The 25,109-nt window shown below is 71.5% G+C and carries 24 protein-coding genes and 1 pseudogene; 19 read left to right on the forward strand and 6 right to left on the reverse strand.

The features are described 5' to 3' along the window. Positions 1-180: 180 nt before the first annotated feature. The 9 genes and pseudogenes from ACFRKB_RS08265 to ACFRKB_RS08305 all read left to right on the forward strand — a co-directional run. The gene (locus tag ACFRKB_RS08265; protein ID WP_383104280.1) at positions 181-1,170 is read left to right on the forward strand and encodes a malate dehydrogenase; all 990 of its coding nucleotides are present in this window, start codon (positions 181-183) and stop codon (positions 1,168-1,170) included. Between the two features lie 198 nt (positions 1,171-1,368). Then, complete coding sequence (locus tag ACFRKB_RS08270) at positions 1,369-1,617, forward strand: helix-turn-helix transcriptional regulator (RefSeq protein WP_365972296.1); 249 nt, start codon at positions 1,369-1,371, stop codon at positions 1,615-1,617. After that, complete coding sequence (locus tag ACFRKB_RS08275) at positions 1,614-2,135, forward strand: hypothetical protein (protein ID WP_383104283.1); 522 nt, start codon at positions 1,614-1,616, stop codon at positions 2,133-2,135. The genes ACFRKB_RS08270 and ACFRKB_RS08275 overlap by 4 nt, the downstream gene beginning before the upstream one ends. 183 nt (positions 2,136-2,318) lie before the next feature. Beyond that, a complete protein-coding gene (locus tag ACFRKB_RS08280) occupies positions 2,319-3,821 on the forward strand; it encodes an aldehyde dehydrogenase family protein (protein WP_383104284.1) in 1,503 nt (500 codons plus the stop codon). A gap of 50 nt (positions 3,822-3,871) precedes the next feature. Further along, positions 3,872-5,530 carry a GMC family oxidoreductase gene (locus ACFRKB_RS08285; protein ID WP_383104286.1) on the forward strand — a complete coding sequence of 553 codons (1,659 nt, stop codon included), beginning with the start codon at positions 3,872-3,874 and terminating at the stop codon, positions 5,528-5,530. Beyond that, entirely contained in the window at positions 5,527-6,762 is a 1,236-nt protein-coding gene (locus tag ACFRKB_RS08290) for a quaternary amine ABC transporter ATP-binding protein (protein ID WP_383104288.1), read from the forward strand. Before ACFRKB_RS08285 ends, ACFRKB_RS08290 begins: the two co-directional genes overlap by 4 nt. Continuing rightward, positions 6,759-8,762, forward strand: coding sequence for an ABC transporter permease subunit (locus tag ACFRKB_RS08295; RefSeq protein ID WP_383104289.1), 2,004 nt, complete (start codon positions 6,759-6,761; stop codon positions 8,760-8,762). The genes ACFRKB_RS08290 and ACFRKB_RS08295 overlap by 4 nt, the downstream gene beginning before the upstream one ends. A gap of 1 nt (position 8,763) precedes the next feature. Continuing rightward, positions 8,764-9,729, forward strand: coding sequence for an ABC transporter substrate-binding protein (locus ACFRKB_RS08300; RefSeq protein ID WP_383104291.1), 966 nt, complete (start codon positions 8,764-8,766; stop codon positions 9,727-9,729). Between the two features lie 44 nt (positions 9,730-9,773). Next, positions 9,774-9,989, forward strand: a pseudogene (locus ACFRKB_RS08305) (helix-turn-helix domain-containing protein); the annotation flags it as partial. 26 nt (positions 9,990-10,015) lie between these two features. Here the strand turns inward: ACFRKB_RS08305 and ACFRKB_RS08310 are convergent. Together ACFRKB_RS08310 and ACFRKB_RS08315 are read right to left on the reverse strand one after the other, a co-directional pair. Further along, a complete protein-coding gene (locus ACFRKB_RS08310) occupies positions 10,016-10,744 on the reverse strand; it encodes an isocitrate lyase/PEP mutase family protein (protein ID WP_383104292.1) in 729 nt (242 codons plus the stop codon). Then, positions 10,744-11,190, reverse strand: a complete 447-nt coding sequence (locus tag ACFRKB_RS08315; RefSeq protein ID WP_383104499.1) for a carboxymuconolactone decarboxylase family protein — start codon at positions 11,188-11,190, stop codon at positions 10,744-10,746. The genes ACFRKB_RS08310 and ACFRKB_RS08315 overlap by 1 nt, the downstream gene beginning before the upstream one ends. A 143-nt stretch (positions 11,191-11,333) precedes the next feature. Between ACFRKB_RS08315 and pdxR the strand changes: the two genes are divergently transcribed. From pdxR to ACFRKB_RS08330, 3 genes are all read left to right on the forward strand, one after another. Next, positions 11,334-12,761, forward strand: coding sequence for a MocR-like pyridoxine biosynthesis transcription factor PdxR (pdxR, locus tag ACFRKB_RS08320; RefSeq protein WP_383104294.1), 1,428 nt, complete (start codon positions 11,334-11,336; stop codon positions 12,759-12,761). A 180-nt stretch (positions 12,762-12,941) separates the two neighbouring features. Beyond that, entirely contained in the window at positions 12,942-13,325 is a 384-nt protein-coding gene (locus ACFRKB_RS08325) for a VOC family protein (protein ID WP_383104296.1), read from the forward strand. 151 nt (positions 13,326-13,476) lie between these two features. Then, positions 13,477-14,088 (forward strand): hypothetical protein, encoded by a 612-nt coding sequence (locus ACFRKB_RS08330; RefSeq protein WP_383104298.1) that lies wholly within the window; start codon positions 13,477-13,479, stop codon positions 14,086-14,088. Positions 14,089-14,179: 91 nt separating this feature from the next. Here the strand turns inward: ACFRKB_RS08330 and ACFRKB_RS08335 are convergent, their stop codons facing one another. Next, positions 14,180-15,031, reverse strand: a complete 852-nt coding sequence (locus ACFRKB_RS08335) for a hypothetical protein (RefSeq protein WP_383104501.1) — start codon at positions 15,029-15,031, stop codon at positions 14,180-14,182. Positions 15,032-15,269: 238 nt separating this feature from the next. On the opposite strand from ACFRKB_RS08335, the gene ACFRKB_RS08340 reads away from it, so the two are divergent. Both ACFRKB_RS08340 and ACFRKB_RS08345 read left to right on the forward strand, forming a co-directional pair. Continuing rightward, complete coding sequence (locus tag ACFRKB_RS08340) at positions 15,270-15,554, forward strand: hypothetical protein (protein ID WP_365972282.1); 285 nt, start codon at positions 15,270-15,272, stop codon at positions 15,552-15,554. A gap of 32 nt (positions 15,555-15,586) precedes the next feature. Beyond that, positions 15,587-16,768: a glutathionylspermidine synthase family protein gene (locus tag ACFRKB_RS08345; RefSeq protein ID WP_383104300.1), complete on the forward strand. Its 1,182-nt coding sequence runs from the start codon at positions 15,587-15,589 to the stop codon at positions 16,766-16,768. Between the two features lie 93 nt (positions 16,769-16,861). Here the strand turns inward: ACFRKB_RS08345 and rocD are convergent, their stop codons facing one another. Beyond that, complete coding sequence (rocD, locus tag ACFRKB_RS08350; RefSeq protein WP_365972280.1) at positions 16,862-18,067, reverse strand: ornithine--oxo-acid transaminase; 1,206 nt, start codon at positions 18,065-18,067, stop codon at positions 16,862-16,864. 195 nt (positions 18,068-18,262) lie between these two features. Here rocD and trpS point away from each other — a divergent pair, with 195 nt between their 5' ends. Both trpS and ACFRKB_RS08360 read left to right on the forward strand, forming a co-directional pair. Next, positions 18,263-19,276 (forward strand): tryptophan--tRNA ligase, encoded by a 1,014-nt coding sequence (trpS, locus tag ACFRKB_RS08355; RefSeq protein ID WP_383104302.1) that lies wholly within the window; start codon positions 18,263-18,265, stop codon positions 19,274-19,276. Positions 19,277-19,566: 290 nt separating this feature from the next. Beyond that, on the forward strand, positions 19,567-20,154 hold the full coding sequence (locus ACFRKB_RS08360; protein ID WP_383104502.1) for a 2'-5' RNA ligase family protein: 588 nt from the start codon (positions 19,567-19,569) through the stop codon (positions 20,152-20,154). Between the two features lie 29 nt (positions 20,155-20,183). Here ACFRKB_RS08360 and ACFRKB_RS08365 read toward each other — a convergent pair whose 3' ends face one another. Then, positions 20,184-20,939 carry a decaprenylphospho-beta-D-erythro-pentofuranosid-2-ulose 2-reductase gene (locus ACFRKB_RS08365; protein WP_383104304.1) on the reverse strand — a complete coding sequence of 252 codons (756 nt, stop codon included), beginning with the start codon at positions 20,937-20,939 and terminating at the stop codon, positions 20,184-20,186. Positions 20,940-21,078: 139 nt separating this feature from the next. On the opposite strand from ACFRKB_RS08365, the gene ACFRKB_RS08370 reads away from it, so the two are divergent. After that, entirely contained in the window at positions 21,079-22,092 is a 1,014-nt protein-coding gene (locus ACFRKB_RS08370) for a YihY/virulence factor BrkB family protein (protein ID WP_383104306.1), read from the forward strand. Here ACFRKB_RS08370 and ACFRKB_RS08375 read toward each other — a convergent pair. After that, the gene (locus ACFRKB_RS08375; protein ID WP_383104308.1) at positions 22,040-23,314 is read right to left on the reverse strand and encodes a D-alanyl-D-alanine carboxypeptidase family protein; all 1,275 of its coding nucleotides are present in this window, start codon (positions 23,312-23,314) and stop codon (positions 22,040-22,042) included. The two genes, ACFRKB_RS08370 and ACFRKB_RS08375, sit on opposite strands and share 53 nt — an antisense overlap. A gap of 187 nt (positions 23,315-23,501) precedes the next feature. On the opposite strand from ACFRKB_RS08375, the gene ACFRKB_RS08380 reads away from it, so the two are divergent. Continuing rightward, positions 23,502-23,759, forward strand: coding sequence for an SCO4848 family membrane protein (locus ACFRKB_RS08380; protein ID WP_365972275.1), 258 nt, complete (start codon positions 23,502-23,504; stop codon positions 23,757-23,759). An 11-nt stretch (positions 23,760-23,770) separates the two neighbouring features. After that, positions 23,771-25,108, forward strand: a complete 1,338-nt coding sequence (locus ACFRKB_RS08385; protein WP_383104310.1) for a metallophosphoesterase — start codon at positions 23,771-23,773, stop codon at positions 25,106-25,108. The last annotated feature ends 1 nt before the right edge of the window (position 25,109 follow it).

Here is a 25,109-nt window from a genome sequence, read left to right on the forward strand (position 1 = left end):
CGCCACGCCGTCCCGCCCCTGTCGTGAGCCGTGCCACAAGGGTGCGTGGGTCCGGGGTGTCCCGGGTCGGATAGCCTGACCGCTGGATATCTCTTCACGTCAAGATTCAGTTCAGCGATGGGGAGATGTCCCGCACCAGGGGCAGGGACCCCCACCGCCAGCTGTCTTACGGAGATCGCCATGACCCGCACTCCCGTGAATGTCACCGTCACCGGCGCGGCCGGCCAGATCGGCTACGCGCTGCTCTTCCGCATCGCCTCCGGCCATCTGCTCGGCTCGGATGTGCCGGTCAAGCTGCGCCTCCTTGAGATCCCGCAGGGCCTCAAGGCCGCCGAGGGCACCGCGATGGAGCTGGACGACTGCGCCTTCCCGCTGCTCCGCGGCATCGAGATCACGGACGACCCGAACGTCGGCTTCGACGGCGCCAACGTGGCGCTGCTGGTCGGCGCCCGCCCCCGTACCAAGGGCATGGAGCGCGGCGATCTGCTCGCCGCCAACGGCGGCATCTTCAAGCCGCAGGGCAAGGCCATCAACGACCACGCCGCGGACGACATCAAGGTCCTCGTCGTCGGCAACCCGGCCAACACCAACGCCCTGATCGCCCAGGCCGCCGCGCCCGACGTACCGGCCGAGCGCTTCACCGCGATGACCCGCCTCGACCACAACCGCGCCATCTCGCAGCTCGCCGCGAAGACCGGCGCCGCCGTCTCCGACATCAAGCGGCTGACGATCTGGGGCAACCACTCCGCCACGCAGTACCCGGACATCTTCCACGCGGAGATCGCCGGCAAGAACGCCGCGGAGACCGTCAACGACGAGGCGTGGCTGGCCGACACCTTCATCCCGACCGTCGCCAAGCGCGGCGCGGCGATCATCGAGGCCCGCGGCGCCTCCTCGGCCGCCTCCGCCGCCAACGCCGCCATCGACCACATCCACACCTGGGTCAACGGCACGGCCGAGGGCGACTGGACCTCCATGGGCATCCCGTCGGACGGCTCCTACGGTGTGGAGGAGGGGCTGATCTCCTCCTTCCCCGTCACCACCAAGAACGGTGTGTACGAGATCGTCCAGGGCCTGGAGATCAACGACTTCTCGCGCGCCCGCATCGACGCCTCGGTGCGGGAGCTGGCCGAGGAGCGCGACGCGGTGCGCGCGCTCGACCTGATCTGATCCGGCTCACCGCACTCCCGTACGCCTCCGTACGTCTCCGCACCTCCTCGTACTTTCGGTACCTTTCGGTACCTCCGAACGCCCCCGGTTCCCGCCGGGGGCGTTTTCGGTGTGCGGGGGCCGCCGGGCATTCGTAACTCCTCAGCGCACGCACATGAGTTGTTGCGTACCTCCACTCAGATGTAGTACTTCTTATACATGAGCGAGCAGGTGCACAATAGGCTGGCGGTCGTCAGGGCCGAACGGAAGGTGTCCCGGCAGCAGTTGGCCGAGGCCGTCGGGGCGCATTACCAGACCGTCGGCTATATCGAGCGGGGTCAGTACAACCCCAGCCTCGACCTGGCGCTGAGGATCGCGGAGTACTTCGGCCTCCCCGTGGAGGCGCTGTTCTCCCTCGAACCCTTCAGCCCGCTCACGGACGAGGTCTACGGGAGGAAGCGGCGATGACCACAGGGCTGGGGAAGTCAGAACTGACGAAGTACGACCGGCGGATGTACGCGGTGATGAACAGGCGCGAGGGGCGGCCGCTCTACGCGACGGCGGCCCGCAGACGCGCCCTCGTCTGCGCGCATATCACGCTGACCGCCATCGGTGTCTCGTGCTGGACCGCCATGGTCTTCGCCGAGTGGATGTGGCCTGTCTTCGTCCTCCTCGGAACGCTGCTGCCGTGGTGCATCGCGACCGGCGGGATCAATGGCGCCACGCGCGGGCTGCTGGAGCTGCGCGGGCGCGCGCTGGACGAGCGTCAGCTCAGGGAGCGCGACCGCGTTCTCGCGCGCGCCCACCGGTTGACCTCGCTCCTGCTGCTGGCCGTCGCCGTCGGCGTCGGTTTTCTCGGCTGGCTCGGGGACGTACGGCTGGAGGCGCTGGTCACTCCCGTACTGATCGGGGTCCTGGTCCCGCACTGGCTGATGCCCCTGTGGGTGGCCGGGCTGACCGTACGGGACGAGCCCGACGAGGACTGACCGGCGGACTGAGCGGCGGACCGGCCGGGAGACCGGCCGGAAACCGGCATTCACGCCCCTGCCGGGTGACCCGTGGCACTTTCGGTCACCCGGCACGCATGCTTTCCGCGCCGTGGGGCAGGCGCCCGGATCGCCAGTTCTCGCTGGTGGTGAATGCTCCGGGTAGGGAAGGCGATACGCGACGTGTCGGCACAACAGACGATTCACGTGGACGGAAAGTGGCGTGAAGCCGCCTCAGGAGCCACACGAGACATCCTCGACCCCGCCGACGCGACGGTCCTCGCCGTCGTGTCCGAGGGCGGCGCCGCGGACGCCGACGCCGCCATCGCCGCCGCGCGTACGGCCTTCGACGAGGGCCCCTGGCCCCGTACCCCGGTCGCCGAGCGGGCCGCGCTGCTGCGGACGACCGCCGATCTGCTGATCCGCAACCGCGAGAAGATAGCGCTGCTGGAGAGCAGGGACTCGGGCAAGACCCTGGAGGAGGGGCGCGTCGACGTCGACTGTGTCGCCGACGCCTTCCGCTACTTCGCGGATCTCGTGATGAACGAGAGCGGCGGCCGGGTCGTGGACGCCGGCTCGGACACCGTCCACAGCGTGGTCGTCCATGAGCCGGTCGGCGTCTGCGCGCTGATCACCCCGTGGAACTACCCGCTGCTGCAAGCGAGTTGGAAGATCGCCCCGGCGCTCGCCGCGGGCAACACCTTTGTCGTCAAGCCGAGCGAGCTGACCCCGCTCTCCACGATCGACCTCATCGATCTGCTCGCCGAGGCGGGCCTGCCGCCCGGTGTCGCCAATCTGGTGACCGGCGCGGGCGACCCGGTGGGCGCCCGGATGTCCGCGCACCCGGACGTGGACCTCGTCTCGTTCACCGGCGGGCTCAGCAGCGGTACGCAGGTCATGCGCGCCGCCGCGGCCGGCGTGAAGAAGGTCGCCCTCGAACTCGGCGGCAAGAACCCGAACGTCGTCTTCGCCGACGCCTGCGCCACCGACGAGGGGTTCGACACCGCCGTCGACCAGGCGCTGAACGCCGCGTTCATCCACAGCGGCCAGGTCTGCTCCGCCGGCGCGCGGCTGATCATCGAGGAGACCGTACGGGAGCGCTTCGTCGGTGAACTCGCCCGCCGCGCCGGGCGGATCCGCCTCGGACGCGGTACGGAGCGGGGCGTGGAGTGCGGACCGCTCGTCTCCGCGCGCCAGCTGGCGAGGACCGAGGAGTATGTCGCCTCCGCGCTGGCCGAGGGCGCCGTGCTGCGCTCCGGCGGCAGGCGGCCCGAGCCGTCGGACGTCCGGCCCGCCGGGGGCTACTTCTACGAGCCGACCGTGCTCGACCAGTGCCACCGCGGGATGCGGGTCGTACGGGAAGAGGTCTTCGGGCCCGTGCTGACGGTCGAGACCTTCCGTACGGAGGACGAGGCCGTGGCCCTCGCCAACGACACCGAGTACGGGCTCGCGGGCGGTGTCTGGAGCGCGGACCCGGGGCGCGCGCGGCGCGTGGCGGGACGGCTGCGGCACGGCACCGTCTGGATCAACGACTTCCACCCGTATCTGCCGCAGGCGGAGTGGGGCGGCTTCGGCAAGTCCGGCATCGGGCGGGAGCTGGGGCCCGCGGGGCTGGCCGAATACCGCGAGGCCAAGCACATCTACCAGAACCTCGCACCGCGCCCGGTCCGCTGGTTCACGGGCTGACAGCCGTCCCGCATCGTCGCACCGCATTCGGCAGAGGAGCAGAGACAACCATGGACGAGCCCAGGTCCGAGCCCAAGCCCAGGTCCGAGCCCAAGTCCGAGCCCGAGCCCAGGTCCGAGCCCGAGTACGCGTCCGCCGCCGAGTACGACTACGTCGTCGTCGGCGGCGGCACCGCCGGATCGGTGATCGCCTCCCGGCTCACCGAGGACCCGGACATCACCGTCGCCGTCATCGAGGGCGGCCCCTCCGACATCGACCGCCCGGACGTACTGACGCTGCGGCGCTGGATGGGGCTCCTCGGCGGTGAGCTGGACTACGACTATCCGACGACCGAGCAGCCGCGCGGCAACTCGCACATCCGGCACAGCAGGGCCCGGGTGCTCGGCGGCTGCTCCTCGCACAACACGCTCATCGCCTTCAAGCCGCTGCCGTCCGACTGGGACGAGTGGGCGGCGGCCGGGGCCGAGGGCTGGGACGCCGCCGCGATGGCCCCGTACTTCGGGCGGCTGCGCAACAACATCGTGCCGGTGGACGAGCGGGACCGTAACCCCATCGCCCGCGACTTCGTGGACGCGGCGCGCGACGCGCTGGGCGTTCCGCGCGTCGAGGGCTTCAACAAGCAGCCCTTCCACGAGGGCGTCGGCTTCTTCGACCTCGCGTACCACCCGGAGAACAACAAGCGGTCGTCCGCGTCCGTCGCGTATCTCCATCCCTTCCTGGACCGGCCCAACCTCCACCTGCTGCTGGAGACCTGGGCGTTCCGGCTGGAGCTGGCGGGGACGCGCGCGACGGGCGTGCGCGTACGGACGGCGGACGGCGAGGAGCGGCTGATCGAGGCGCGGCACGAAGTCCTCGTCTGCGCGGGGGCCGTGGACACCCCGCGGCTGCTGCTGCACTCCGGCATCGGACCGCGCGCCGATCTGGAGAAGCTCGGCATACCGGTCGTCCACGACCTGCCGGGCGTCGGCGAGAACCTGCTCGACCACCCCGAGTCGGTGATCGTCTGGGAGACGGACGGGCCGATCCCGGAGAACTCGGCGATGGACTCCGACGCCGGGCTGTTCGTCCGGCGCGATCCGGCGGCCGAGGGCCCGGACCTGATGTTCCACTTCTACCAGATCCCGTTCACCGACAATCCGGAGCGGCTGGGGTACGAGCGCCCCGCGCACGGCGTGTCGATGACCCCGAACATCCCCAAGCCGCGCAGCCGCGGCCGGCTCTACCTCACGAGCGCGGACCCGGAGGTCAAACCGGCCCTGGACTTCCGCTACTTCACCGACGAGGACGACTACGACGGCCGGACCCTCGTCGACGGCATCAGGATCGCGCGACAGGTCGCCGCCGCGGAACCGCTGGCGGGCTGGCTCACGCGGGAGGTCTGCCCGGGGCCGGAGGTCACCTCCGACGAGGAGCTGAGCGCGTACGCCCGTCAGTGCGCGCACACGGTGTACCACCCGGCGGGCACCTGCCGGATGGGCGCCGCCACCGATGAACAGGCCGTGGTGGCACCCGACTTGAGAGTCCGGGGGCTTGAGGCCATCCGTATCGCCGACGCGTCCGTCTTCCCGACGATGCCCGCGGTGAATCCCATGATCGGGGTCCTGATGGTCGGCGAGAAGTGCGCCCAGCTGCTGACCGAAGCCCGGGACGCGGCCCGCGACGAGATCCCACACGAGATCCCCCACGACCAGAAGGGCCCGAAGCGATGAGCGACGCGGAGACAGCGGCGGAAACAGGGGCGGGGACACCGGCCGCGACGGCACGCGGGGACGACCCGGCGGGCAAGGATCTCACCCCGCCCGGCACGGAGAGCGAGGTGTCGGAACGGCCACCGGTCTTCGCCGTACGCGACCTGTGGAAGGTCTTCGGCCCCAAGGCCGACCGCGTCCCCGGCGACCCGGAACTCGCCGCGCTCGGCGCCGCCGAGCTGCGCGAACGTACCGGCTGCACCGCCGCCGTACGCGAGGTCTCCTTCGACGTCCGCAAGGGCGAGGTCTTCGTCGTCATGGGCCTGTCGGGCTCCGGCAAGTCCACGCTCGTACGGTGTCTGACGCGGCTCATCGAGCCGACGGCCGGCGCGATCGCCATCGACGGCGAGGACGTCCTGTTGATGGACCGGGCCCGGCTGCGCGAACTGCGCCGCCACCGCGCCGCGATGGTCTTCCAGCACTTCGGTCTGCTGCCGCACCGCTCGGTCCTCGACAATGTCGCCTACGGCCTGGAGATCCAGGGCATGGGCCGGGCCAGGCGCCGCGAGAAGGCGGCCGAGGTCATCGGCAAGGTCGGCCTCGAAGGGCTGGAGGACCGCCGCCCCGGCCAGCTCTCCGGCGGTCAGCAGCAGCGCGTCGGGCTGGCCCGCGCGCTCGCCGTCGACCCCCAAGTGCTGCTGTTCGACGAGCCGTTCAGCGCCCTGGACCCGCTCATCCGCCGCGATATGCAGGAGGAGGTCATCCGGCTGCACCACGAGGAGCACCGCACGATGGTCTTCATCACACACGATCTGACCGAGGCGCTGCGCCTCGGCGACCGGATCGCGCTGATGCGTGACGGCCGCGTCGTCCAGCTGGGCACGCCGGAGGAGATCGTGGGCCGGCCCGCCGACGCGTACGTACGGGACTTCGTCCGTGACGTACCGCGCGAGCAGGTCATCACCGTAGGGGCCGCCATGCGGCGCCCGCTGGCGGGCGACGCCGACTCCGGGCCCGCGCTGGCGCCGACCGCGACCGTCTCCGAGGCGATCGAGGCCGTGGCGCGCTCCGGGGACGCGGCGGCGCGCGTGGTCGACGGGGGAAGGCTGCTCGGGGTCGTGGACCGCGAGCGCCTGCTGAACGTGGTGGCGGGAACGGCGGAGGCGGGGGGAACCGTGGGTCCCGGGGAGCCGCCCGGAGCCCCCGGCGCCCCAGGAGCGAGGGCGGAGGCCGGAAAGGCGGCGCTCCGATGACCGCCGCGACCACCGCGACCCGCCCGCCCGTCGAGCGCGGGGGCCCGCCCGCCGCGCTCTCCCCGGCCCGCCACCGCGCGCTCGGCACGCTGCTGCCGCTCGCCCTGTTCGCCGCGGTCCTCGTCCCCCTGGCCCTCACCCGCTGGCCGGGCACCGCCTGGCCCGACGCGCTGACCGTCGATCTGTCCGCCCCGCTCGGCGGCGCCAGCGACTGGATCATCGACAACCGCGACAGCCACCCCCTCTTCCTCTACTTCTTCGGGCACATCAGCAACGCCGTCGTGCTCTCCGTGCGCGGCGTGTATCTGCTGCTGCTCGCGGCCGGCTGGGCCGGGGTCACCGTCGCGGCCGGGCTGATCGCCTGGCGGGTCGCGGGCATACGGCTCGCGCTCACCGCCGCCGTGTCGTTCGCCGTCTGCGGGGTGCTCGGTATGTGGGTGCCCACCATGCAGACCCTCGCTCTCATGGTGGTCGCCGTTACCGCGTCCGTGGTGCTGGGAGCCCTGCTCGGCCTCGCCGCCGGGCTCTCCGACCGGCTGTACCGCGCGCTGCGACCGCTGCTCGACACCATGCAGGTCCTGCCCGCCTTCGCGTATCTGCTGCCGGTGGTGCTGGTCTTCGGCATCGGCGTCCCGGCGGCGGTCCTCGCGACCGTCGTCTACGCGGCTCCGCCGATGGCCAGGCTGACCGCGCTCGGGCTGCGCGAGGCCGACCGCGGTGTGATGGAGGCGGTCTCCTCGCTCGGCGCGACCGCCCGGCAGCGGCTGCTGACGGCACGGCTGCCGCTCGCCCGTAAGCAGCTGCTCCTCGGCCTCAACCAGACGATCATGATGGCGCTTTCGATGGCCGTGATCGCGTCCGTGATCGGCGCCGGCGGCCTCGGCGACCGGGTGTACCAGGCGCTGGCCTCGGTGGATGTGGGCGCGGCGCTGGCGGCGGGGCTGCCGATCGTGCTGCTGGCGGTGGTTCTGGACCGTACGACGGCGGCGGCGGGTTCGGGTACGGGAGAGCGCCGCCGGCTCGGCTGGGCCGTCGCGGCCCTGGCGGCCGTCCTCGTGGCGATCGCGGGACGTCTCACGGACCGGCTCGACTGGCCAGGGACCTGGACCGTCAATATCGCCGAGCCCGTCAACCGGGCCGTCGACTGGATGACCACCCATCTCTACTCCGGAGTCCCCGTCATCGGCGGCACCGCCGACTGGGCCGGTCACTTCACCACCTGGGTGCTCGACCCGCTGCGCGGCGGCCTCCAGGCCCTGCCCTGGTGGGCGGTCCTGCTGCTCGTCGCCGCTCTCGCGCTGCTGATCGGCACCTGGCGGACCGCGCTGACCGCCGTCCTCGCGATGGCCGCGATCGGGGTCCTCGGGGTGTGGAAACCGTCGCTCGACACGCTCTCGCAGGTGCTGGCGGCCGTCGCGGTCACGCTCGTCATCGGCTTCGCCGCGGGTATCGCGGCCGCCCGCAGTGCACGGCTGGAGGCGCTGCTCAGGCCCGTACTGGACGTCTTCCAGACCCTGCCGCAGTTCGTCTATCTGATCCCGGTGGTCGCGCTCTTCGGTGTCGGCCGCGCCCCGGCGGTGGCCGCCGCCGTCGTGTACGCGCTGCCGGCGGTCGTCCGTATCACCACGCAGGGCCTGCGCCAGGTCGACCCGGCCGCCATGGAGTCGGCACGCTCGCTCGGCGCGACCGGCGGCCAGCAGCTGCGCCACGTCCAACTGCCCCTCGCGGGGCCCGCGTTGCGCCTCGCGCTCAACCAGGGCGTCGTGCTGGTGCTCGCCGTCGTCATCATCGGCGGTCTGGTGGGCGGCGGGGCGCTCGGGTACGACGTCGTGTTCGGGCTCGCCCAGGGCGACCTGGCGACCGGCCTCGTCGCGGGCGCGGCCATCGTCTGTCTCGGTCTGATGCTCGACCGGGTGACCCAGCCCACGGAACGCCGCACGGCACGCCGTACGAAACGCCATACGGCACGCCGTACCGGCCGGACCAGGAAGGCGGCCTGACATGGCCCGTACGCACAGGACCCTGGCCGCCCTCGCCTCGGCGGGCGCGCTGCTCGCCGCCACCGGCTGCGGCGCGGCCGACATGACCAAGCAGGCGTCCCCGTACGCCAACGCGCAGGGCGCGAAGACCGTCACCCTCTCCGTGCAGTCCTGGGTCGGCGCGCAGGCCAACGTGGCCGTGGCGGCGTATCTGCTCGAACACGAGCTGGGCTACCGCGTGGACACCGTCCAGGTCGACGAGGTCCCCGCCTGGGACGCCCTCAGCCAGGGCCGGGTCGACGCCATCCTGGAGGACTGGGGCCACCCGGACCAGGAAGCGCGGTACGTCGACGAGAAGAAGACGATCGCACGGGGCGGCGGCCTCGGGGTCACCGGCCATATCGGCTGGTTCGTACCGACGTACTTCGCCGAGCGGCACCCGGACGTCACGGACTGGCGCAACCTCAACAGGTACGCCTCCCAGTTCCGCACGGCGGAGAGCGGCGGCAAGGGCCAACTGCTCGACGGCTCGCCGTCGTACGTCACCAACGACAAGGCGCTGGTGAACAACCTGGATCTGGACTACCAGGTCGTCTTCGCCGGCTCGGAGGCGGCGCAGATCACCCAGATCAAGCAGTTCGCCAAGGAGCGGAAGCCCTTCCTCACGTACTGGTACAAGCCGCAGTGGCTCTTCCAGAAGGTGCCGATGACGGAGGTGAAGCTTCCCGCGTACAAGGAGGGCTGCGACGCCGACCCGGAAAAGGTCGCCTGCGCCTATCCGCACACCCCGCTCCAGAAGTTCCTCAACGCGGACTTCGCGAAGAAGGGCGGCGGCGCGGCCCGGTTCCTGGAGAACTTCACCTGGACGACGGAGCAGCAGAACGAGGTCGCCCTGATGATCGCGGAACAGAAGCTCGCGCCGGAGGAGGCAGCGGCGAAGTGGGTCACGGCGAATGAGCCGACCTGGAAGAAGTGGCTCACGGAGTAGCGGGGGCGGGCGGCCCCGGCGGGCGACGGAGTGGCACGTCGCCGCTGGCTCGGCGCGCCGACATGACCCAGCCGCAGATCTCCAACATCGAGGGCGGCGATTCCGTGCCGACCCTGCCCCTGCTCACACGGCTGGCCAAGGCCATGGACGCGTCGCTGACCATTGACCTGGACGGCGACAACTCGGCGTTCGTTTTTACCGCGCACGACAGGCGTCCGCCCCAGGCCGCTCCGTCGGATGGACGTTCGCCGGCGGCGTGACCCCTGAGGTGACCGACCAGGTCCGGTCAGGGATGGGCCGTCGGGCTCAGGAGCCGGTCCGCGAACTCCCTGAGCGAGGCCATCGCGCGCCGTTGCGGGAAAGGACCGAAGGTGACGCGGGTCGCGCCCAGTCGGGACAGTTCGGCCGGGGACGGGCCCGTGGGGAGGGCGATCGCGTTGAGCGGGCCCTCGATGCCCGCCCGCAGCGCGGGCAGCGTCTCGGGCGGTGCGGCGATCGGGTAGACGCAGTCGGCGCCCGCCGCCGTGTAGAGACGGGCGCGGGCCACCGCCTCCGCCGGGTCGGCGACGCCCCGGACGAACGTGTCGACGCGCGCGTTGACGAAGAGGGCGTCGCCCGCCGCGGACCGTACCTCCGCCAGCCAGTCCGCGTGCCGGCGCGGGTCCTTGAGGGTGCCGCCCGAGGAGTCCTCCAGATTGCAGCCGACCGCGCCCGCGTCCAGCAGGCGGCCGACGAGTTCGCCGGGGGAGAGGCCGTAGCCGTCCTCCACGTCGGCCGATACGGGCACGGAGACGGCGCGGGCGATCCGCGCCACCGCGGCGAACATCTCGGCGGGCGGTGTCGCGCCGTCCTCGTAACCCAGCGAGGCCGCCACCCCCGCGCTCGGCGTGGCGAGGGCGGGGAAGCCGGCGTCGGCGAAGACGCGGGCGCTGGCCGCGTCCCACGGGCCCGGCAGGACCAGTGGGACGCCGTAGGCGCGGCCGTGGTGCAGGGCGCGGAAAGCGGTGGCTGCCATCAGTGCGTGAACTGGCCCGGCGTGTAGTGACCCGGGGCCATCCGGGAGGTCACCCCGAACCGGTTCCAGGCGTTGATCACCGTGATCGCGGAGATCAGATGGGCCAGCTCGGTCTCGTCGAAGTGCGCCGCGGCCTTCTCGTACACCTCGTCCGGCACGAAACCGTCGGTCAGTACGGTGACCGCCTCGGTCAGCTCGATCGCCGCGATCTCCTTCGGCGTATAGAAGTGCCGCGACTCCTCCCAGGCGCTCAGCTGGATGATCCGCTCCACCGACTCGCCGGCCGCCAGCGCGTCCTTCGTGTGCATGTCGAGGCAGAACGCGCAGTGGTTGAGCTGGGAGGCGCGGATCTTGACCAGTTCCAGCAGGGTCGGATCGACGCCACGCCGGGCCGCCGCGTCCAGCCGGACCATCGCCTTGTAGACCTCGGGGGCGAGCTTGGCCATGTCCAGGCGGGGGCTGTGCTCCGGGGCGTATCCCTTGGCAGGGTTCGCCGAGTCCGTCGTCTTCGTGTCTGTCGTGGTCGCGTCTGTTGTCGTCATGCGTACGACGCTACGCGTCCAGTGGCACCCCTGTATGGTCCACTTCCATGACGGATTCCTGGGCCAATACACCGATCGCCGGTGTCGATCTGCATCTGGAGCTGCGCGGTTCCGGGCTGCGCTCCGGGCTCATGAACGCCCTGCGCGACGCCGTCCGTACGGGCCGCCTCGCGCCCGGCACCCGGCTGCCGTCCTCCCGTTCGCTCGCCGGCGATCTGGGCATCGCCCGTAACACCGTCGCCGACGCGTACGCCGAGCTGGTCGCCGAGGGCTGGCTCACCGCGCGGCAGGGCTCGGGGACCCGGGTGGCCCGGCGCGCCGCGCCCCGCAGACCCGCGCCCGCCGCGCCCCGGACGCGGCCGGTGCGGCGCGGGCCCGCGTACAGCCTGATGCCGGGCACCCCCGACCTCGCCGCGTTCCCCCGGGCCCAGTGGCTCACGGCGGCCCGCCGCGCGCTGACGGCCGCGCCGCACGAGGCCTTCGGGTACGGGGACCCGCGCGGCCGGATCGAGCTGCGTACCGTCCTCGCCGACTATCTGGCGCGGGCGCGCGGCGTGTACACCGATCCCGGCCGGATCGTCGTCTGCTCGGGCTTCGTCCACGGCCTGACGCTGCTCGGGAAGGTCCTGGCCGCGCGCCGGGTGCGGGCGGTGGCCACCGAGTCGTTCGGCCTCGACATCCACCGGGACCTGCTGACCGGCGCCGGGCTGCGGACCCCCGCGCTCGCGCTGGACGCCCGCGGCACGCGCACCGAGGACCTGGCCGGCCTGCCGGACCGGGCGGGCCCCCGGGGCGTCGGCGCGGTGCTGCTGACGCCCGCGCACCAGTTCCCGACGGGCGTGGCCCTCCACCCCGACCGGCGCGCGGCGGCCGTGGACTGGGCGCGCGGTACGGGCGGGCTGATCCTGGAGGACGACTACGACGGGGAGTTCCGGTACGACCGCCAGCCCGTCGGCGCCCTGCAAGGGCTCGACCCCGAGCGGGTCGTGTACGTCGGCACGGCGAGCAAGTCCCTGGCGCCGGGCCTGCGGCTCGGCTGGCTGGCGCTGCCCGGCGAGCTGGTCGGGGAGGTGCTGGCGGCGAAGGGACAGGCGGAGTGGGCGTCGAGCGCGCTGGACCAGCTCACGCTCGCGGAGTTCATCGCCTCGGGCGCGTACGACCGTCATGTCCGTTCCATGCGGCTGCGCTACCGGCGCCGCCGCGACCAGCTCGTGGAGGCGCTGGCGCAGCGGGCGCCAGGCATCAGCGTGACCGGGATCGCGGCCGGCCTGCACGCCGTCCTCGAACTCCCCGCCGGCACCGAGCGATCCGTCATCGAGGCCGCGGCCTGGCAGGGGCTCGCGGTGGAGGGCCTGTCCCGCTTCGCCCACCCCTCGGCCCCACCGGGGCGCGACGCCCTGGTGGTCGGCTACGCCACCCCGCCCGACAGCGCGTGGACGGGCGCGCTGGACGCGCTGTGCCGCGTACTGCCGTGAGCCGTGCGGGCGGGGAGTCGCGCCGTACCGCCGTACCGCCGTACCGGGTCCGTAGGGAGCAACGGGGCGTGACAGCCCCCGGGGCCCGGCCTACGCTGATCATCACGGCACCGCGTGTCGGTCACCGTCCGGGTGAGGCGTGGAGGTGTCCGTGAGTTGCCCTTACGGAGGCATTTCACCGTGCCAGTCCAGCTGAATCACACCATCGTCCATGCCAAGAACAAGCGGGAATCCGCCGAGTTCCTCGCGGGGATCCTCGGCCTTGAGGCCGGGGACGAGTGGGGCCCGTTCATCCCCGTGGAACTGAGCAACGGCGTCACCCTCGACTTCGCGACCACGACGGAAGAGCCGATCGCCCCACAGCACTACGCCTTCCTGGTCACCGAGGCGGAGTTCGACGGGATCTTCCAGCGGATCCAGGACGCCGGGCTCACGTACTACGCCGATCCGCACCGCGAGCGTCCCGGCGAGATCAACCACAACGACGGCGGGCGCGGCGTGTACTTCCTGGATCCCGGGGGTCACGTGCTGGAAGCGATCACCCGTCCCTACGGAGGGCGCTGATACCCCCCCGGCACCGGTACGTACGTGAGCCGTAGATTGTGATCTTCACGCCTCAGCGGCTAGGCCCTGTCCGGCCCGCGATCGGGCCTGGTGGGGGCGTCATCAGGACAGGTCGGCGGGTGCCCTCGGCCCGTACGACCGAAGGAGACCGATGCATACCGCCACCGCCCCGATCACGCTGGAATTCTGGGAGGACGGCCGCGCGCACGAGCGGCGCACCGGATATCGGGGCATGTCGGCGGAGTTCGGCGAGATCGTGCTGACCTGCCCGCTGCCCCGGCACGCCACCCCGGGCAGCGTGGTCTCCGAGGTGCGCGGCACGCTGATACCCACCGCGACGATCGAGACCCGCGGTATCCACACCGAGGCGGCGGACCTGCCGACGCTCAACCTGGCCACCCTCAGGGTCGGCGACGCGATGGTGTCCCTGCGGCGCAACCGCTTCGGGGCGACGCGCAAGGCCCGTGCCCTGCACCTGAGATACGGCGGGGACCACTACCGGCTGTGGGCGGTCAACCGGAAGCAGTACGTCCTGCGCCGGGAGGCCGACAACGAGGACCCGGGTGTCTCCGTCACGGCCAGGCAGTCCGGTATCGGCGCGGGCAAGAGGGTGGTGGTACGGGTGACGGGCCGGGCCGTCGCCGCGGACATCGCGCTGGTCGCGCTCTTCGCCGGGGTGGACCGGGCCCCGCTGACCAGGGGCGGCGCCGTACGGGCCGCCTTCGCGCGGTCCACCCGGCTCTTCGCGGAGAGCCAGTCCTGAGCCGGAGTTCCCTTGGCCGGCGCGCCCGCCGGCCAGGCCGTCCCGCTGGTCCCGCCGTCCCGCCGTCCCGCTGGTCCCGCTGGTCCGCCGGTTATGCCGTCCCGCCCACTTCCGCCTCGCTCAGTTCCGTCCCGACGGCCGCCGGAGGCTCGCCGAAGCGCGCCAGCGTCAGGGCCCCCGCCACCGCGACCGCGAAGCCCGTGATCGCCAGCCATCCCAGGCCGTCGCGGGTACGGTCCCCGAGCCAGACCACCCCGGCCAGCGCCGGGCCGATGGTCTCGCCGAGGACCATGCCCGCCGTGGCCGTGGTCACCGAGCCGCGCTGGAAGGCCGACGTGAGCAGGAGGAACGCCGCGCCGCCGGCCACCAACAGGGCGTAGAGCGCGGGGTTCGCGAGGTTCGGCGAGTCGATGAGCCGGACCGACACCTCCACCACCCCGAAGCCGCAGCCCGCGCCCAGACCGAGGACCAGGGCGCGCGGCTTGTCCGGGAGGCGGCCTGCGACCGTACCGGCCACGAGGACCGCGAGCGCGACCGCGAGCAGGGACCAGCGCAGCGCCGTCGACCCCGTACGGCCACCCTCCGCGCCCGAGGCCAGGCCGAGCATCGCCAGCCCGCCGCAGACCACCGCCACCGCGGCCCACTCCGTGGAGCTGAGCCGTACGTTCAGGACGCGGGCGGCGACCACCGCCGTGACCGCCAGACTCGCCGCGAGCGCCGCGCCCACCGCGTAGATCGGCAGTGCCCGGAGCGCGACGATCTGGAGCACGAACCCCAGCCCGTCCAGGGCGAGTCCGGCCGTATAGCGCCACTGCCGCAGCGCCCGCAGCAGCAGCGCCGGATCGACGCCCGAGCCCGTGCCGGGGTCGGCAGCGCGGGCGGCGACGGCCTGGAAGACGGAGGCGGTACCGAAACAGACCGCGGAGCCGAGTGCGCAGATCATCCCAAGAAGCACATACGGACTCTAGTGGGGCGGTCCATCCCGCGACGCCGAGAACCCGCGAGAGGTCCGGAACCCGCGACGCCGAGAACCCGCGAGGTCCGGAACCCGCGACGCCGAGAACCCACGACGCCGAGAACCCGCCACGCCGAGAAACCGACGAAAGACCGCGTACCCGCCTTTACGGGAGGCCGGTGCGGCCATTTATTGTGTTCACAACAACGGGGGAAGGGGCGGGCACATGGCCGCTACGCGTCAACGGAGGCTGAGGTCGAGCACGGTCGTGCTCGGGAGCATGGGGGTCCTCGCCGTCACGATCACGTCCTGCGGCTCGGACCCGGACAAGCGGTGCGCCGACCGGACGACCCGGCAGACCCTGCCCAGCTCCGAGTGCAAGTCCGGCGGCAGCGGCTCGTACTACTACGGCGGATCGAGCAGCAAGGGCAAGGTCGACGGCGGCAGCTTCGACAAGTCGGCCGTCGACCGGGGCGGGTTCGGCTGCTCCGCCGGCTCCGGTGGCGGCTGAGCGGTCCGGGCCGGCCGACCGGTGATCCGCTGATGAAACGTCACACCATAGAGCCCCGCCCCGACTGGCAGCGCATCGTCGAGGAACAGGGCGTCATCTATCCGCTCACCCGCTACCCGGACGACTCGCTGCGGCCGTACTGGGACGAGAGCGCCTACTACTCCTTCACGCTGCCCGAGGTCGAGGCGCTGGAAGAAGTCGTCGAAGAGCTGCACGCGCTGTGTCTGGACGCCGCCGCGCATATCGTCGAACACGACCGCTTCGCCGACCTCGGCATCACCGACCCCCGGCTCGCCGCCCTGATAGCCGAGTCCTGGCGGCGCCGCGCCGAACTGCCCTCCATCTACGGGCGGTTCGATCTGCACTACGACGACACGGGCCCGGCCAAGATGCTGGAGTACAACGCCGACACCCCCACCTCACTGGTCGAGGCCGCGAGCGCCCAGTGGTTCTGGATGGAGGACCGGTTCCCCCACGCCGACCAGTGGAACTCCCTGCACGAACGCCTGGTCGCCGCCTGGAAACGGCAGTCCGGCCTCCTCCCGCCCGGCCCGGTGCACTTCGCCCACTCCGACGGCGACGAACTGGGCGAGGACCTGATGACCGTCGCGTATCTGCGCGAGACCGCCGAGCAGGCCGGCCTGGACACGGCGGCGCTCTCCGTCGAACAGATCGGCTGGGACCGGCTGTCGGGCCGTTTCGTGGACGACCGGCTGCGCTTCATCCGCAGCTGCTTCAAGCTCTACCCCTGGGAGTGGCTGGCCACCGACCCCTTCGGCCCGCATGTCCAGGACACCCTGGACAACGGCGGCGGTACGGGCACCACCTGCTGGATCGAACCCGCCTGGAAGATGCTCCTCTCCAACAAGGCGCTCCTGGCGATCCTCTGGGAACTCCACCCGGGCCACCCGAACCTGCTGCCCTCCCATCTCGACGGCCCCCGCGAACTGGCCCTCTCCCGGGGCTATGTGGCCAAGCCCCTCCTGGGGCGGGAAGGCGCCGGTGTCACCATCCATGAGCCGGGCGCGCCCCCGGTGCTGCGCGACGAGCCCTGCTGCTACCAGGAGTTGGCGCCGCTGCCCGACTTCGGCGGCAACCGCGTGGTGCTCGGCGCGTGGGTCGTCGAGGACGAGGCGGCGGGCCTCGGCATCCGGGAGTCCGCGGGCCTGATCACCGACGAGTACGCCCGCTTCCTGCCGCATGTGATCCTCTAGATCCGGCCGGTGGTCGTGTAGATCCGGCCGGTGGTCGTGCCGGCGGGGGTTCTGCCGGCACGGACCGACAGAACCCCCTGAGAACCCGCCCGGCTACTCCGCCAGCACCGCCCTGAGCTGGTCCAGCCCCCAGTCCAGGTCCTCCTTGCTGATCACCAGCGGCGGGGCGATCCGGATCGTGGAGCCGTGCGTGTCCTTGACCAGCACGCCCCGGTCCATCAGCCGCTCGGAGATCTCCCGGCCCGTCCCGTGGGACGGCACGATGTCCACCCCCGCCCACAGCCCCCGGCCGCGTACGGTCTCCACCGCGCCGCCGCCCGTCAGCAGGCCCAGCTCGTGGTGGAGATGGTCGCCCAGCTCCGCCGCGCGCTGCTGGAACTCGCCCGTCCGCAGCATCGCGACGACCTCCAGCGCCACCGCGCAGGCGAGCGGGTTCCCGCCGAAGGTCGAGCCGTGCTCGCCGGGGCGGTACACGCCCAGGACCTCCGCCGAGGACACCACCGCCGACACCGGCACCACCCCGCCGCCCAGCGCCTTGCCGAGGACATACATGTCGGGCACCACGCCCTCGTGCTCACAGGCGAAGGTCTTCCCCGTCCGGCCCAGGCCCGACTGGATCTCGTCCGCGATGAAGAGCACGTTCCGCTGCCGGGTCAGCTCCCGCACCCCGGCCAGATACCCCGCCGGCGGCACCAGGACCCCGGCCTCGCCCTGGATCGGCTCCAGGAGCACGGCCACGGTGTTCTCGGTCATCGCCGCGTCCATCGCGGTGAGATCCCCGTACGGAACGATCTCGAAGCCCGGCGTGTACGGGCCGAAGTCCGCGCGCGCCTCCGCGTCCGTGGAGAAGCTGACGATCGTGGTCGTACGGCCGTGGAAGTTGTTGGCCGCGACGACGATCTTCGCCATGCCGTCCGGTACGCCCTTGACCCGGTAGCCCCACTTCCTGGCGGTCTTCACGGCGGTCTCCACCGCCTCCGCGCCGGTGTTCATGGGCAGCACCATCTCCATGCCGCACAGCTCGGCCAGCTGCGTACAGAAGTCGGCGAACCGGTCGTGGTGGAACGCCCGGGAGGTGAGCGTCACCCTCTCCAGCTGTGCTTTCGCGGCGTCGATGAGCCTCCTGTTGCCATGGCCGAAATTGAGCGCCGAGTACCCGGCGAGCATGTCGAGGAAGCGCCGCCCCTCGACATCGGTCATCCACGCGCCGTCCGCCGAGGCGACCACGATGGGCAGCGGGTGGTAGTTGTGCGCACTGTGCGCCTCCGCCGAGGCGATGGCACTCTCCGTTGTCGACACGGGTCTCTCCGATCGGTCAGGACAAGCTGTGCGGGACAAGCTGTGCGGTACGGGCGGGGACCGGCCCCACTTTCTATCGTCGCTCGCGGTGCGGACAAGGAAACCTTGCTCAGCCCTGTCTCCGCCCCGACCGTGCCCTGTCCGCGCCCCGTCCGCGTTCCCGACCTGTCGGTCATACCTGAGAGAATGGTGAACATGGCCTCTGATCGTCCCCGCGCGCTCTCCGGAATCCAGCCCACCGCAGGCTCGTTCCACCTCGGGAACTACCTCGGTGCGGTGCGCCAGTACGTCGCGCTGCAAGAAACCCACGACGCCTTCTACATGGTCGTCGACCTGCACGCGATCACCGTCCCCCAGGACCCCGCCGAGCTGCGCGCCAATACCCGTCTCGCGGCGGCCCAGCTGCTCGCCGCCGGTCTCGACCCGCGGCGCTGCACGCTCTTCATCCAGAGTCATGTGCCCGAGCACGCCCAGCTCGCCTGGGTCATGAACTGCATCACCGGCTTCGGTGAGGCCTCGCGGATGACGCAGTTCAAGGACAAGACCGCGAAGCAGGGCGCGGACCGCGCCACGGTCGGGCTCTTCACGTACCCGATCCTCCAGGTCGCCGACATCCTGCTGTACCAGGCGAACGCCGTCCCGGTCGGTGAGGACCAGCGGCAGCATGTCGAGCTGACCCGCGATCTCGCCGAGCGCTTCAACAGCCGCTTCGGACAGACGTTCACCGTCCCGGCGCCGTACATCCTCAAGGAGGTCGGGAAGATCTACGACCTCCAGGACCCGGCCGCCAAGATGAGCAAGTCGGCGTCCACCCCCAAGGGCCTGATCAATCTCCTCGACGAGCCGAAGGCCACCGCGAAGAAGATCAAGAGCGCGGTCACCGACACCGGCACGGAGATCCGGTTCGACCGGGAGACCAAGCCCGGCCTGAGCAATCTGCTCACGATCTACTCCACGCTCACGGGCAGCACCATCGCCGAGCTGGAGGACAAATACACTGGTAAGGGCTACGGTGCGCTGAAGACGGACCTGGCGGACGCGATGGTCGAGTTCGTCACCCCGTTCAGGTCCCGCACGCAGGAGTATCTGGACGATCCGGAGACGCTGGACTCGATCCTCGCCGAGGGTGCCGAGAAGGCCCGTGCGGTCGCGGCCGAGACCCTGGCGCAGACCTACGACAGAGTCGGCTTCCTCCCCGCCAAGCACTGACGGACAAGTACCGACAAGCACCGACGAGCACTGACGGAGTACGGGCCACGCACCGACGGAGTACTGGCCCGGTACGGAGGAGTACCGGCGGTGCACCGTCACAGAAGCGGGCCGTGCGCCGGCGCGGAGCGAAGACACCGGAGGTCAGTGGGGTGCACCGGCACGGAACACCACCGCGCCGGACGGCCCCGGCCGCCGCTGGCCGACCGGGCGGTGCGACCGTCACACTGGCGAGCGGCGGCGAAGACGCAGACCATCGACACATGGACCACGGGACTGAGGAGATCGATGTGGGGACCGTAACGCTCGGCGTTTCGATCGCGGTCCCGGAGCCGTACGGCACCCTGATCCAGGACCGGCGTGCGGGCTTCGGTGATCCCGCCGCACACGGCATTCCCACGCATGTCACGCTGCTGCCGCCCACCGAGGTGGACGCGTCGGCGCTGCCCGCGATCGAGGCGCATCTCGCCGCCGTCGCGTCGGCCAGCAGGCCGTTCCCGATGCGGCTGTCCGGCACCGGAACGTTCCGCCCGCTCTCGCCGGTGGTCTTCATCCAGGTGGTCGAGGGCGCGTCGGCCTGCACCTGGCTCCAGAAGCGGGTCAGGGACTCCTCGGGACCGCTCGTACGCGAGCTCCAGTTCCCGTACCACCCTCATGTGACGGTGGCGCACGGCATCGCCGAGGAGGCGATGGACCGGGCCTACGAGGAGCTGTCCGAGTACGGCGCCGCCTGGAGCTGCACGTCCTTCGCGCTGTACGAGCAGGGCGCGGACGCCGTCTGGCGCAAGCTGCACGAGTACGCGTTCGGCGGTGGCGGGGAGATCTCGGGGGTGCCCCCACAGAGCACCCCCGTCGACCGTCCGGCCACCCTGCGCTGAGCCCCCCGGCCCCCTGGCGTGGTGCTGGGTCAGACGGGCAGCCTGCGGAACAGCGGGCGTGGCAGATGGCGCACCGCCGCCATCACCACCCGTAGCGCCCCCGGCACCCACACGGTCTCCGATCGCCGCCGCAGCCCCAGCTCGATGGCCGTCGCCACCGCCTCCGGCGTGGTGGCCAGCGGCGTGTCCGGCCGGCCCGCCGCCGTCCTCGGCCGTACGGGACCGGGCCGTACGATCATGATCTGCACGCCCGTGCCGTACATGGCGTCCCCCAGCCCCTGCGCGAACGCGTCCAGGCCCGCCTTGCTCGACCCGTAGATGAAGTCCACGCGGCGGGCCCGCTCCCCGGCCACCGAGGACAGCACCACCAGCGAACCGTGCCGCTGCGTCTGCAACGCGCCCGCGCACACCAGCCCTGCCGAGACCGCCCCGGTGTAATTGGTCTGCGCCACCCGGACCGCCGCGAGCGGCTCCGCCTCGTCACGCGCCTGGTCGCCGGGGATCCCGAAGGCGAGCAGCACCAGATCGATGGCGCCCTCCGCGAAGACCTTGCCCAGCACCTCCCCGTGCGAGCCCGGGTCCAGGGCGTCGAAGGCGACGGTACGGACGTCCGCGCCCAGCGTCCGCAGCCGGCCGGCCGCGGTGTCCAGGGCGGCGGAGGGGCGGCCCGCCAGCCAGACCGTACGGGCGCCACGGGCGATCAGCCGGCGCGCGGTGGCGAGCCCGATCTCCGACGTACCGCCGAGGATGAGCAGGGACTGCGGGGTGCCGAAGGCGTCCTTCATCGTGAATCGCTCCTCAGAGGGCAGCAGGGCGAGCAGGTGGGGTGACCGTATCGCCCCATACGGCATTCTTTGTGCCCTTTGTCGTGATGCTCGCGCTTGTTTTCCGATCAGGCGCCGGATCAGGGGGTACACGTCGTTCATGGACTGGCTGAAGAAACTGCCCCTTGTCGGCCCGTTCGTGGCCAGGCTGATGCGGACGCACGCCTGGCGTTCGTACGAGAGGCTCGACCGCGTCCACTGGACGCGGCTGGCCGCCGCCATCACCTTCATCAGCTTTATCGCGCTCTTCCCGCTGATCACCGTGGGCGCCGCGATCGGTGCCGCGCTGCTCAGCCACGGCCAGCTCGACCGGTTGCAGAACACCATCGCGCGGCAGGTCCCCGGCATCTCCCAGCAGCTGGACATCAACGGCCTGGTGGCCAACGCCGGCACGATCGGGCTGGTGGCAGGAGCGGTGCTGCTGCTGACCGGGATCGGCTGGATCGGCTCCATGCGGGAGTGCCTGCGCGCCGTCTGGGAGCTGGACGATACGGAAGAGGGCAATCCGTTCCTGCTCAAGGGCAAGGACGCGGTGGCGCTCATCGGCCTCGGGGCGGTCGGGCTGGCCTCACTGGCGGCCTCCGGCTTCGGCTCGACCGCCGTCGGCTGGACCGCCGCCCGGCTCGGCATCCCCCAGAACGGTGCGGGCGGCGTACTGCTCCAGGCCGCAGCCCTCGCCGTGGCGGTCCTCGCCGACTTCCTGCTCCTGCTGTACGTGCTGACGCTGCTGCCCCGCGTCCACCCGCCGCGGCGGCGGCTCATCGTCGCCGCGCTCATCGGCGCCATCGGCTTCGAACTGCTCAAGCTGCTGCTCGGCGGCTATATGAGGGGCGTGGCGGCGAAGAGCATGTACGGCGCGTTCGGGGTGCCGGTGGCCCTGCTGCTGTGGATCAACTTCACGGCGAAGCTGCTGCTGTTCTGCGCCGCCTGGACGGCGACCCCCAGCAAAAGAGACCTGGCGGCCACGGCTGAGAACGGACCGGAGAACGGACCGGAGACCGGCCCGGAGACCGCGCCGGAGACCGAGGAACGGCGCGGCGACGGCAACCGCGCCGCAGGGTCTACTCGCGCGGGCGGCGGCGGACCAGGTCGGGCAGCGGCCAGCGCCGGTTGACCAGGAACACCGCGCCTCCAAGGACGACCAGCACCCCGCCCACGACGGCGAGAGCCGTCCCGACACCGCCCGTGCCCTCACCGTTCGCGGCCGCGAACTTCGCGGGCCCGGTGGCCGTACCGGTCCCCGCCGTGTCCGCTCCCGCGGCCGTGGGGCTCGGCGAGACGTTCGTACGGGCGGACTTGGGCGGCACCAGCTCACCGACCGGAGTAACCTTCCCGGCCGCCGAGAACCCCCAGTCGAGCAGCCGCGCCGCCTCCTGGTAGACCGCCTGGCCCTCCGTCGAGGACGGGTTCATGACGGTGACCAGCAGCACCCGGCCGTTGCGCTCGGCGACCCCGGTGAACGTCGCGCCCGCGTGGGTGGTGTTGCCGTTCTTCACCCCGGCGATGCCCTTGTACGTGTCGACGCCCGGGGCCCCGGTCAGCAGCCGGTTGGTGTTCTGGATCTCGAAGGAGTCGCGCTTCGGATCCCCGTTCTTGTCCTTCTCGGCCTTCTCGCCCTCCTTCGGCTTCCGCACATCGCCGGGGAACTTGGCCGAAGCCGTCGAGCAGTACTCCCGGAAGTCCTTCTTCTGGAGTCCGGAACGGGCGATCAGGGTGAGGTCGTACGCGCTGGAGACCTGGTTCTTCTCGTCGTAGCCGTCGGGCGTGACGACCCGCGTGTCCAGCGCCTGGAGCTCCTCGGCGTGCTTCTGCATGTCCTTGACGGTCTTGGGGACCCCGCCGTTCATCTTGGAGAGCACATGGACGGCGTCGTTGCCGGAGCGCAGGAAGACGCCCAGCCACAGATCGTGGACGGAGTACTTGAGGTTCTCCTTGACACCGACCAGGCTGCTGCCCGCACCCACCTCCGCGAGATCGGTGGGCCCCACCTTGTACACCTCGTCCTTGGGCAGCTTGGGCAGCACCGTGTCCGCGAAGAGCATCTTGAGGGTGGACGCCGGCGGGAGCCGCCAGTGGGCGTTGTGCGAGGCCAGCACCGCGCCCGACTCGGCGTCCGCGACGATCCAGGACCGGCCGCTCAGCTTCTTGGGCAGGACCGGCGCGCCGGTGCCGAGGTTCACCTGCGTACCCGACCGGCCGAGCTTGGCCCCGCCGACCGTGGACATCGAGACGGGCGGCTTCGGCTGGTTGTCGTCGGCCGACGCGGGCATGGCGGTCAGCGCGGGGAGCAACGCGGCGGCGGTGACCGTCAAGGCGGTCTTTTTCAGAGCGGACACGATCGAAAACGTACAGGGCGCGGACATCGGTGCCGACCCGGGTGGGCCGAACGGCCGTATTCCCGGCGTGTACGGGTTCGATTTCCGTACCCCTACGCGTATCGCCGACCGCACATCGCGCTGATCCGGCCGACCGCTCCGCGGACCCGGCTGCCGTCGCCCGGAAGGCTCCGGTGATACTGAATTCATGAAGCTCAACCGCCCCGTGTCCTGGTTCCTGCTCGCGTTCGGGGTGTGGAGCTGGTTCATCTGGATCACTTTCGTCAAGAACCTGTGGCAGGACGGCAGCGGACTCGCGTTCGACGACGCCGGTGATCCGACGGGGTACTTCTGGGTGCACCTGACGCTCGCCATCGTGTCCTTCCTTCTGGGGACGGCCGTTGGCGCCATCGGGTTCCGTGGTGTGCGCGCGCTCCGGCGCGAACAGCGCGAACAACTGGGATAAGGGGCCTGTTCGTGGTCGTCGTGATCGTTCTGGCGGTGCTCGCCGCCGTGTCGCTGGTGGCAGCCGCGCACTGGTACCTCTGGCATCGTCTGGTGCGCGACACGACCAGCCCCGGCGGCCTCGCCCGCAGGCTGGGCACCGTCGCCGCGGTCGTGCTGCCGTTACTGTCGGTCGGCGCCGCGGTCTCGGGGCGCTCGGGGATGCCGTTCTGGGCGCAGCAGGTGCTGGCCTGGCCGGGCTTCCTGTGGCTGGCGGTGCTGCTGTACCTGCTGCTGGCGCTGCTGGTGGGCGAGGTCGTACGGCCGCTGCTGCGGCGGCTGCTGGAGCGCAGGGACGCGGCGGCCGGGGCTGAGGTCCGGGTGGAGGTTGCGGCGGAGGCCGTCGCTCGTACGCCGGTGAGTACAGGGCCGGGTGCGAGCCCCGCCCCGGGTCCTGGTACGGGCATATCCGACGGACGTCCGGACCTGCCGGAACCGTCCGCCACGGCCCCCGCGCCCACTCCCACCCCCACTCCCGCTTCCGTGCCCTCCCGCCGTCTGTTCGTCTCCCGCGTCGTCGGCGCCGCCGCCGCCACCGCCGCGCTCGCGACCGTCGGATACGGCACGTACGGCGTCCTGCGCGGCCCCCGCGTCAAGCGCGTCACCGTCCCGCTCGCCAAGCTGCCGCGAGCCGTCCATGGCTTCCGTATCGCCGTCGTCAGCGATATCCACCTCGGACCGATCCTGGGCCGCGCCCACACCCAGCGCATCGTGGACACCATCAATTCCACGCAGCCCGATCTGATCGCCGTCGTCGGTGACCTGGTGGACGGCACCGTCGAGAACCTGGGCCCGGCGGCGGAGCCCCTCGCCGGTCTCAGGGCCCGGCACGGCTCGTTCTTCGTGACCGGGAACCACGAGTACTTCTCGGGCGCCGACGCCTGGGTCGACCACGTCCGTGAACTGGGCCTCCGGCCGCTGGAGAACGAGCGCGTGGAGATCCCCGGCTTCGATCTCGCCGGGGTCAACGACGTCGCGGGCGAGAGCGAGGGCGCGGGCCCCGACTTCGCGAAGGCGCTCGACGACCGCGACCGGTCCAGGGCGTCCGTACTCCTCGCCCACCAGCCCGTCGTCATCGACGACGCCGTGCGCTACGGCGTCGACCTCCAGCTCTCCGGACACACCCACGGCGGCCAGCTGTGGCCGGGCAATTTCCTCGCGGGCCTGGCCAATCCGACCGTGGCCGGTCTGGAGCGGTACGGCGACACCCAGCTGTACGTATCGCGCGGCGCGGGCGCCTGGGGGCCGCCGGTCCGGGTCGGCGCGCCCTCCGACATCACCCTCGTGGAGCTGGCCTCGCGCCAGGCATAGG

This window comes from Streptomyces scopuliridis, from assembly GCF_042790125.1.
In the GTDB taxonomy this organism is placed as follows: Bacteria; Actinomycetota; Actinomycetes; order Streptomycetales; family Streptomycetaceae; genus Streptomyces; species Streptomyces scopuliridis_A.

What these genes read in the sequence shown, in the direction of transcription:
- ACFRKB_RS08340 (WP_365972282.1), top strand. Translation starts at nt 15,270, where the DNA reads ATGGCCGCTACGCGTCAACGGAGGCTGAGGTCGAGCACGGTCGTGCTC.
- ACFRKB_RS08365 (WP_383104304.1), bottom strand. Translation starts at nt 20,939, where the DNA reads ATGAAGGACGCCTTCGGCACCCCGCAGTCCCTGCTCATCCTCGGCGGT.
- ACFRKB_RS08315 (WP_383104499.1), bottom strand. Translation starts at nt 11,190, where the DNA reads ATGGCCAAGCTCGCCCCCGAGGTCTACAAGGCGATGGTCCGGCTGGAC.
- ACFRKB_RS08270 (WP_365972296.1), top strand. Translation starts at nt 1,369, where the DNA reads ATGAGCGAGCAGGTGCACAATAGGCTGGCGGTCGTCAGGGCCGAACGG.
- pdxR (WP_383104294.1), top strand. Translation starts at nt 11,334, where the DNA reads ATGACGGATTCCTGGGCCAATACACCGATCGCCGGTGTCGATCTGCAT.
- ACFRKB_RS08265 (WP_383104280.1), top strand. Translation starts at nt 181, where the DNA reads ATGACCCGCACTCCCGTGAATGTCACCGTCACCGGCGCGGCCGGCCAG.
- ACFRKB_RS08275 (WP_383104283.1), top strand. Translation starts at nt 1,614, where the DNA reads ATGACCACAGGGCTGGGGAAGTCAGAACTGACGAAGTACGACCGGCGG.
- ACFRKB_RS08330 (WP_383104298.1), top strand. Translation starts at nt 13,477, where the DNA reads ATGCATACCGCCACCGCCCCGATCACGCTGGAATTCTGGGAGGACGGC.
- trpS (WP_383104302.1), top strand. Translation starts at nt 18,263, where the DNA reads ATGGCCTCTGATCGTCCCCGCGCGCTCTCCGGAATCCAGCCCACCGCA.
- ACFRKB_RS08380 (WP_365972275.1), top strand. Translation starts at nt 23,502, where the DNA reads ATGAAGCTCAACCGCCCCGTGTCCTGGTTCCTGCTCGCGTTCGGGGTG.
- ACFRKB_RS08310 (WP_383104292.1), bottom strand. Translation starts at nt 10,744, where the DNA reads ATGGCAGCCACCGCTTTCCGCGCCCTGCACCACGGCCGCGCCTACGGC.
- ACFRKB_RS08370 (WP_383104306.1), top strand. Translation starts at nt 21,079, where the DNA reads ATGGACTGGCTGAAGAAACTGCCCCTTGTCGGCCCGTTCGTGGCCAGG.
- ACFRKB_RS08335 (WP_383104501.1), bottom strand. Translation starts at nt 15,031, where the DNA reads ATGATCTGCGCACTCGGCTCCGCGGTCTGTTTCGGTACCGCCTCCGTC.
- ACFRKB_RS08300 (WP_383104291.1), top strand. Translation starts at nt 8,764, where the DNA reads ATGGCCCGTACGCACAGGACCCTGGCCGCCCTCGCCTCGGCGGGCGCG.
- ACFRKB_RS08295 (WP_383104289.1), top strand. Translation starts at nt 6,759, where the DNA reads ATGACCGCCGCGACCACCGCGACCCGCCCGCCCGTCGAGCGCGGGGGC.
- ACFRKB_RS08290 (WP_383104288.1), top strand. Translation starts at nt 5,527, where the DNA reads ATGAGCGACGCGGAGACAGCGGCGGAAACAGGGGCGGGGACACCGGCC.
- ACFRKB_RS08285 (WP_383104286.1), top strand. Translation starts at nt 3,872, where the DNA reads ATGGACGAGCCCAGGTCCGAGCCCAAGCCCAGGTCCGAGCCCAAGTCC.
- ACFRKB_RS08345 (WP_383104300.1), top strand. Translation starts at nt 15,587, where the DNA reads ATGAAACGTCACACCATAGAGCCCCGCCCCGACTGGCAGCGCATCGTC.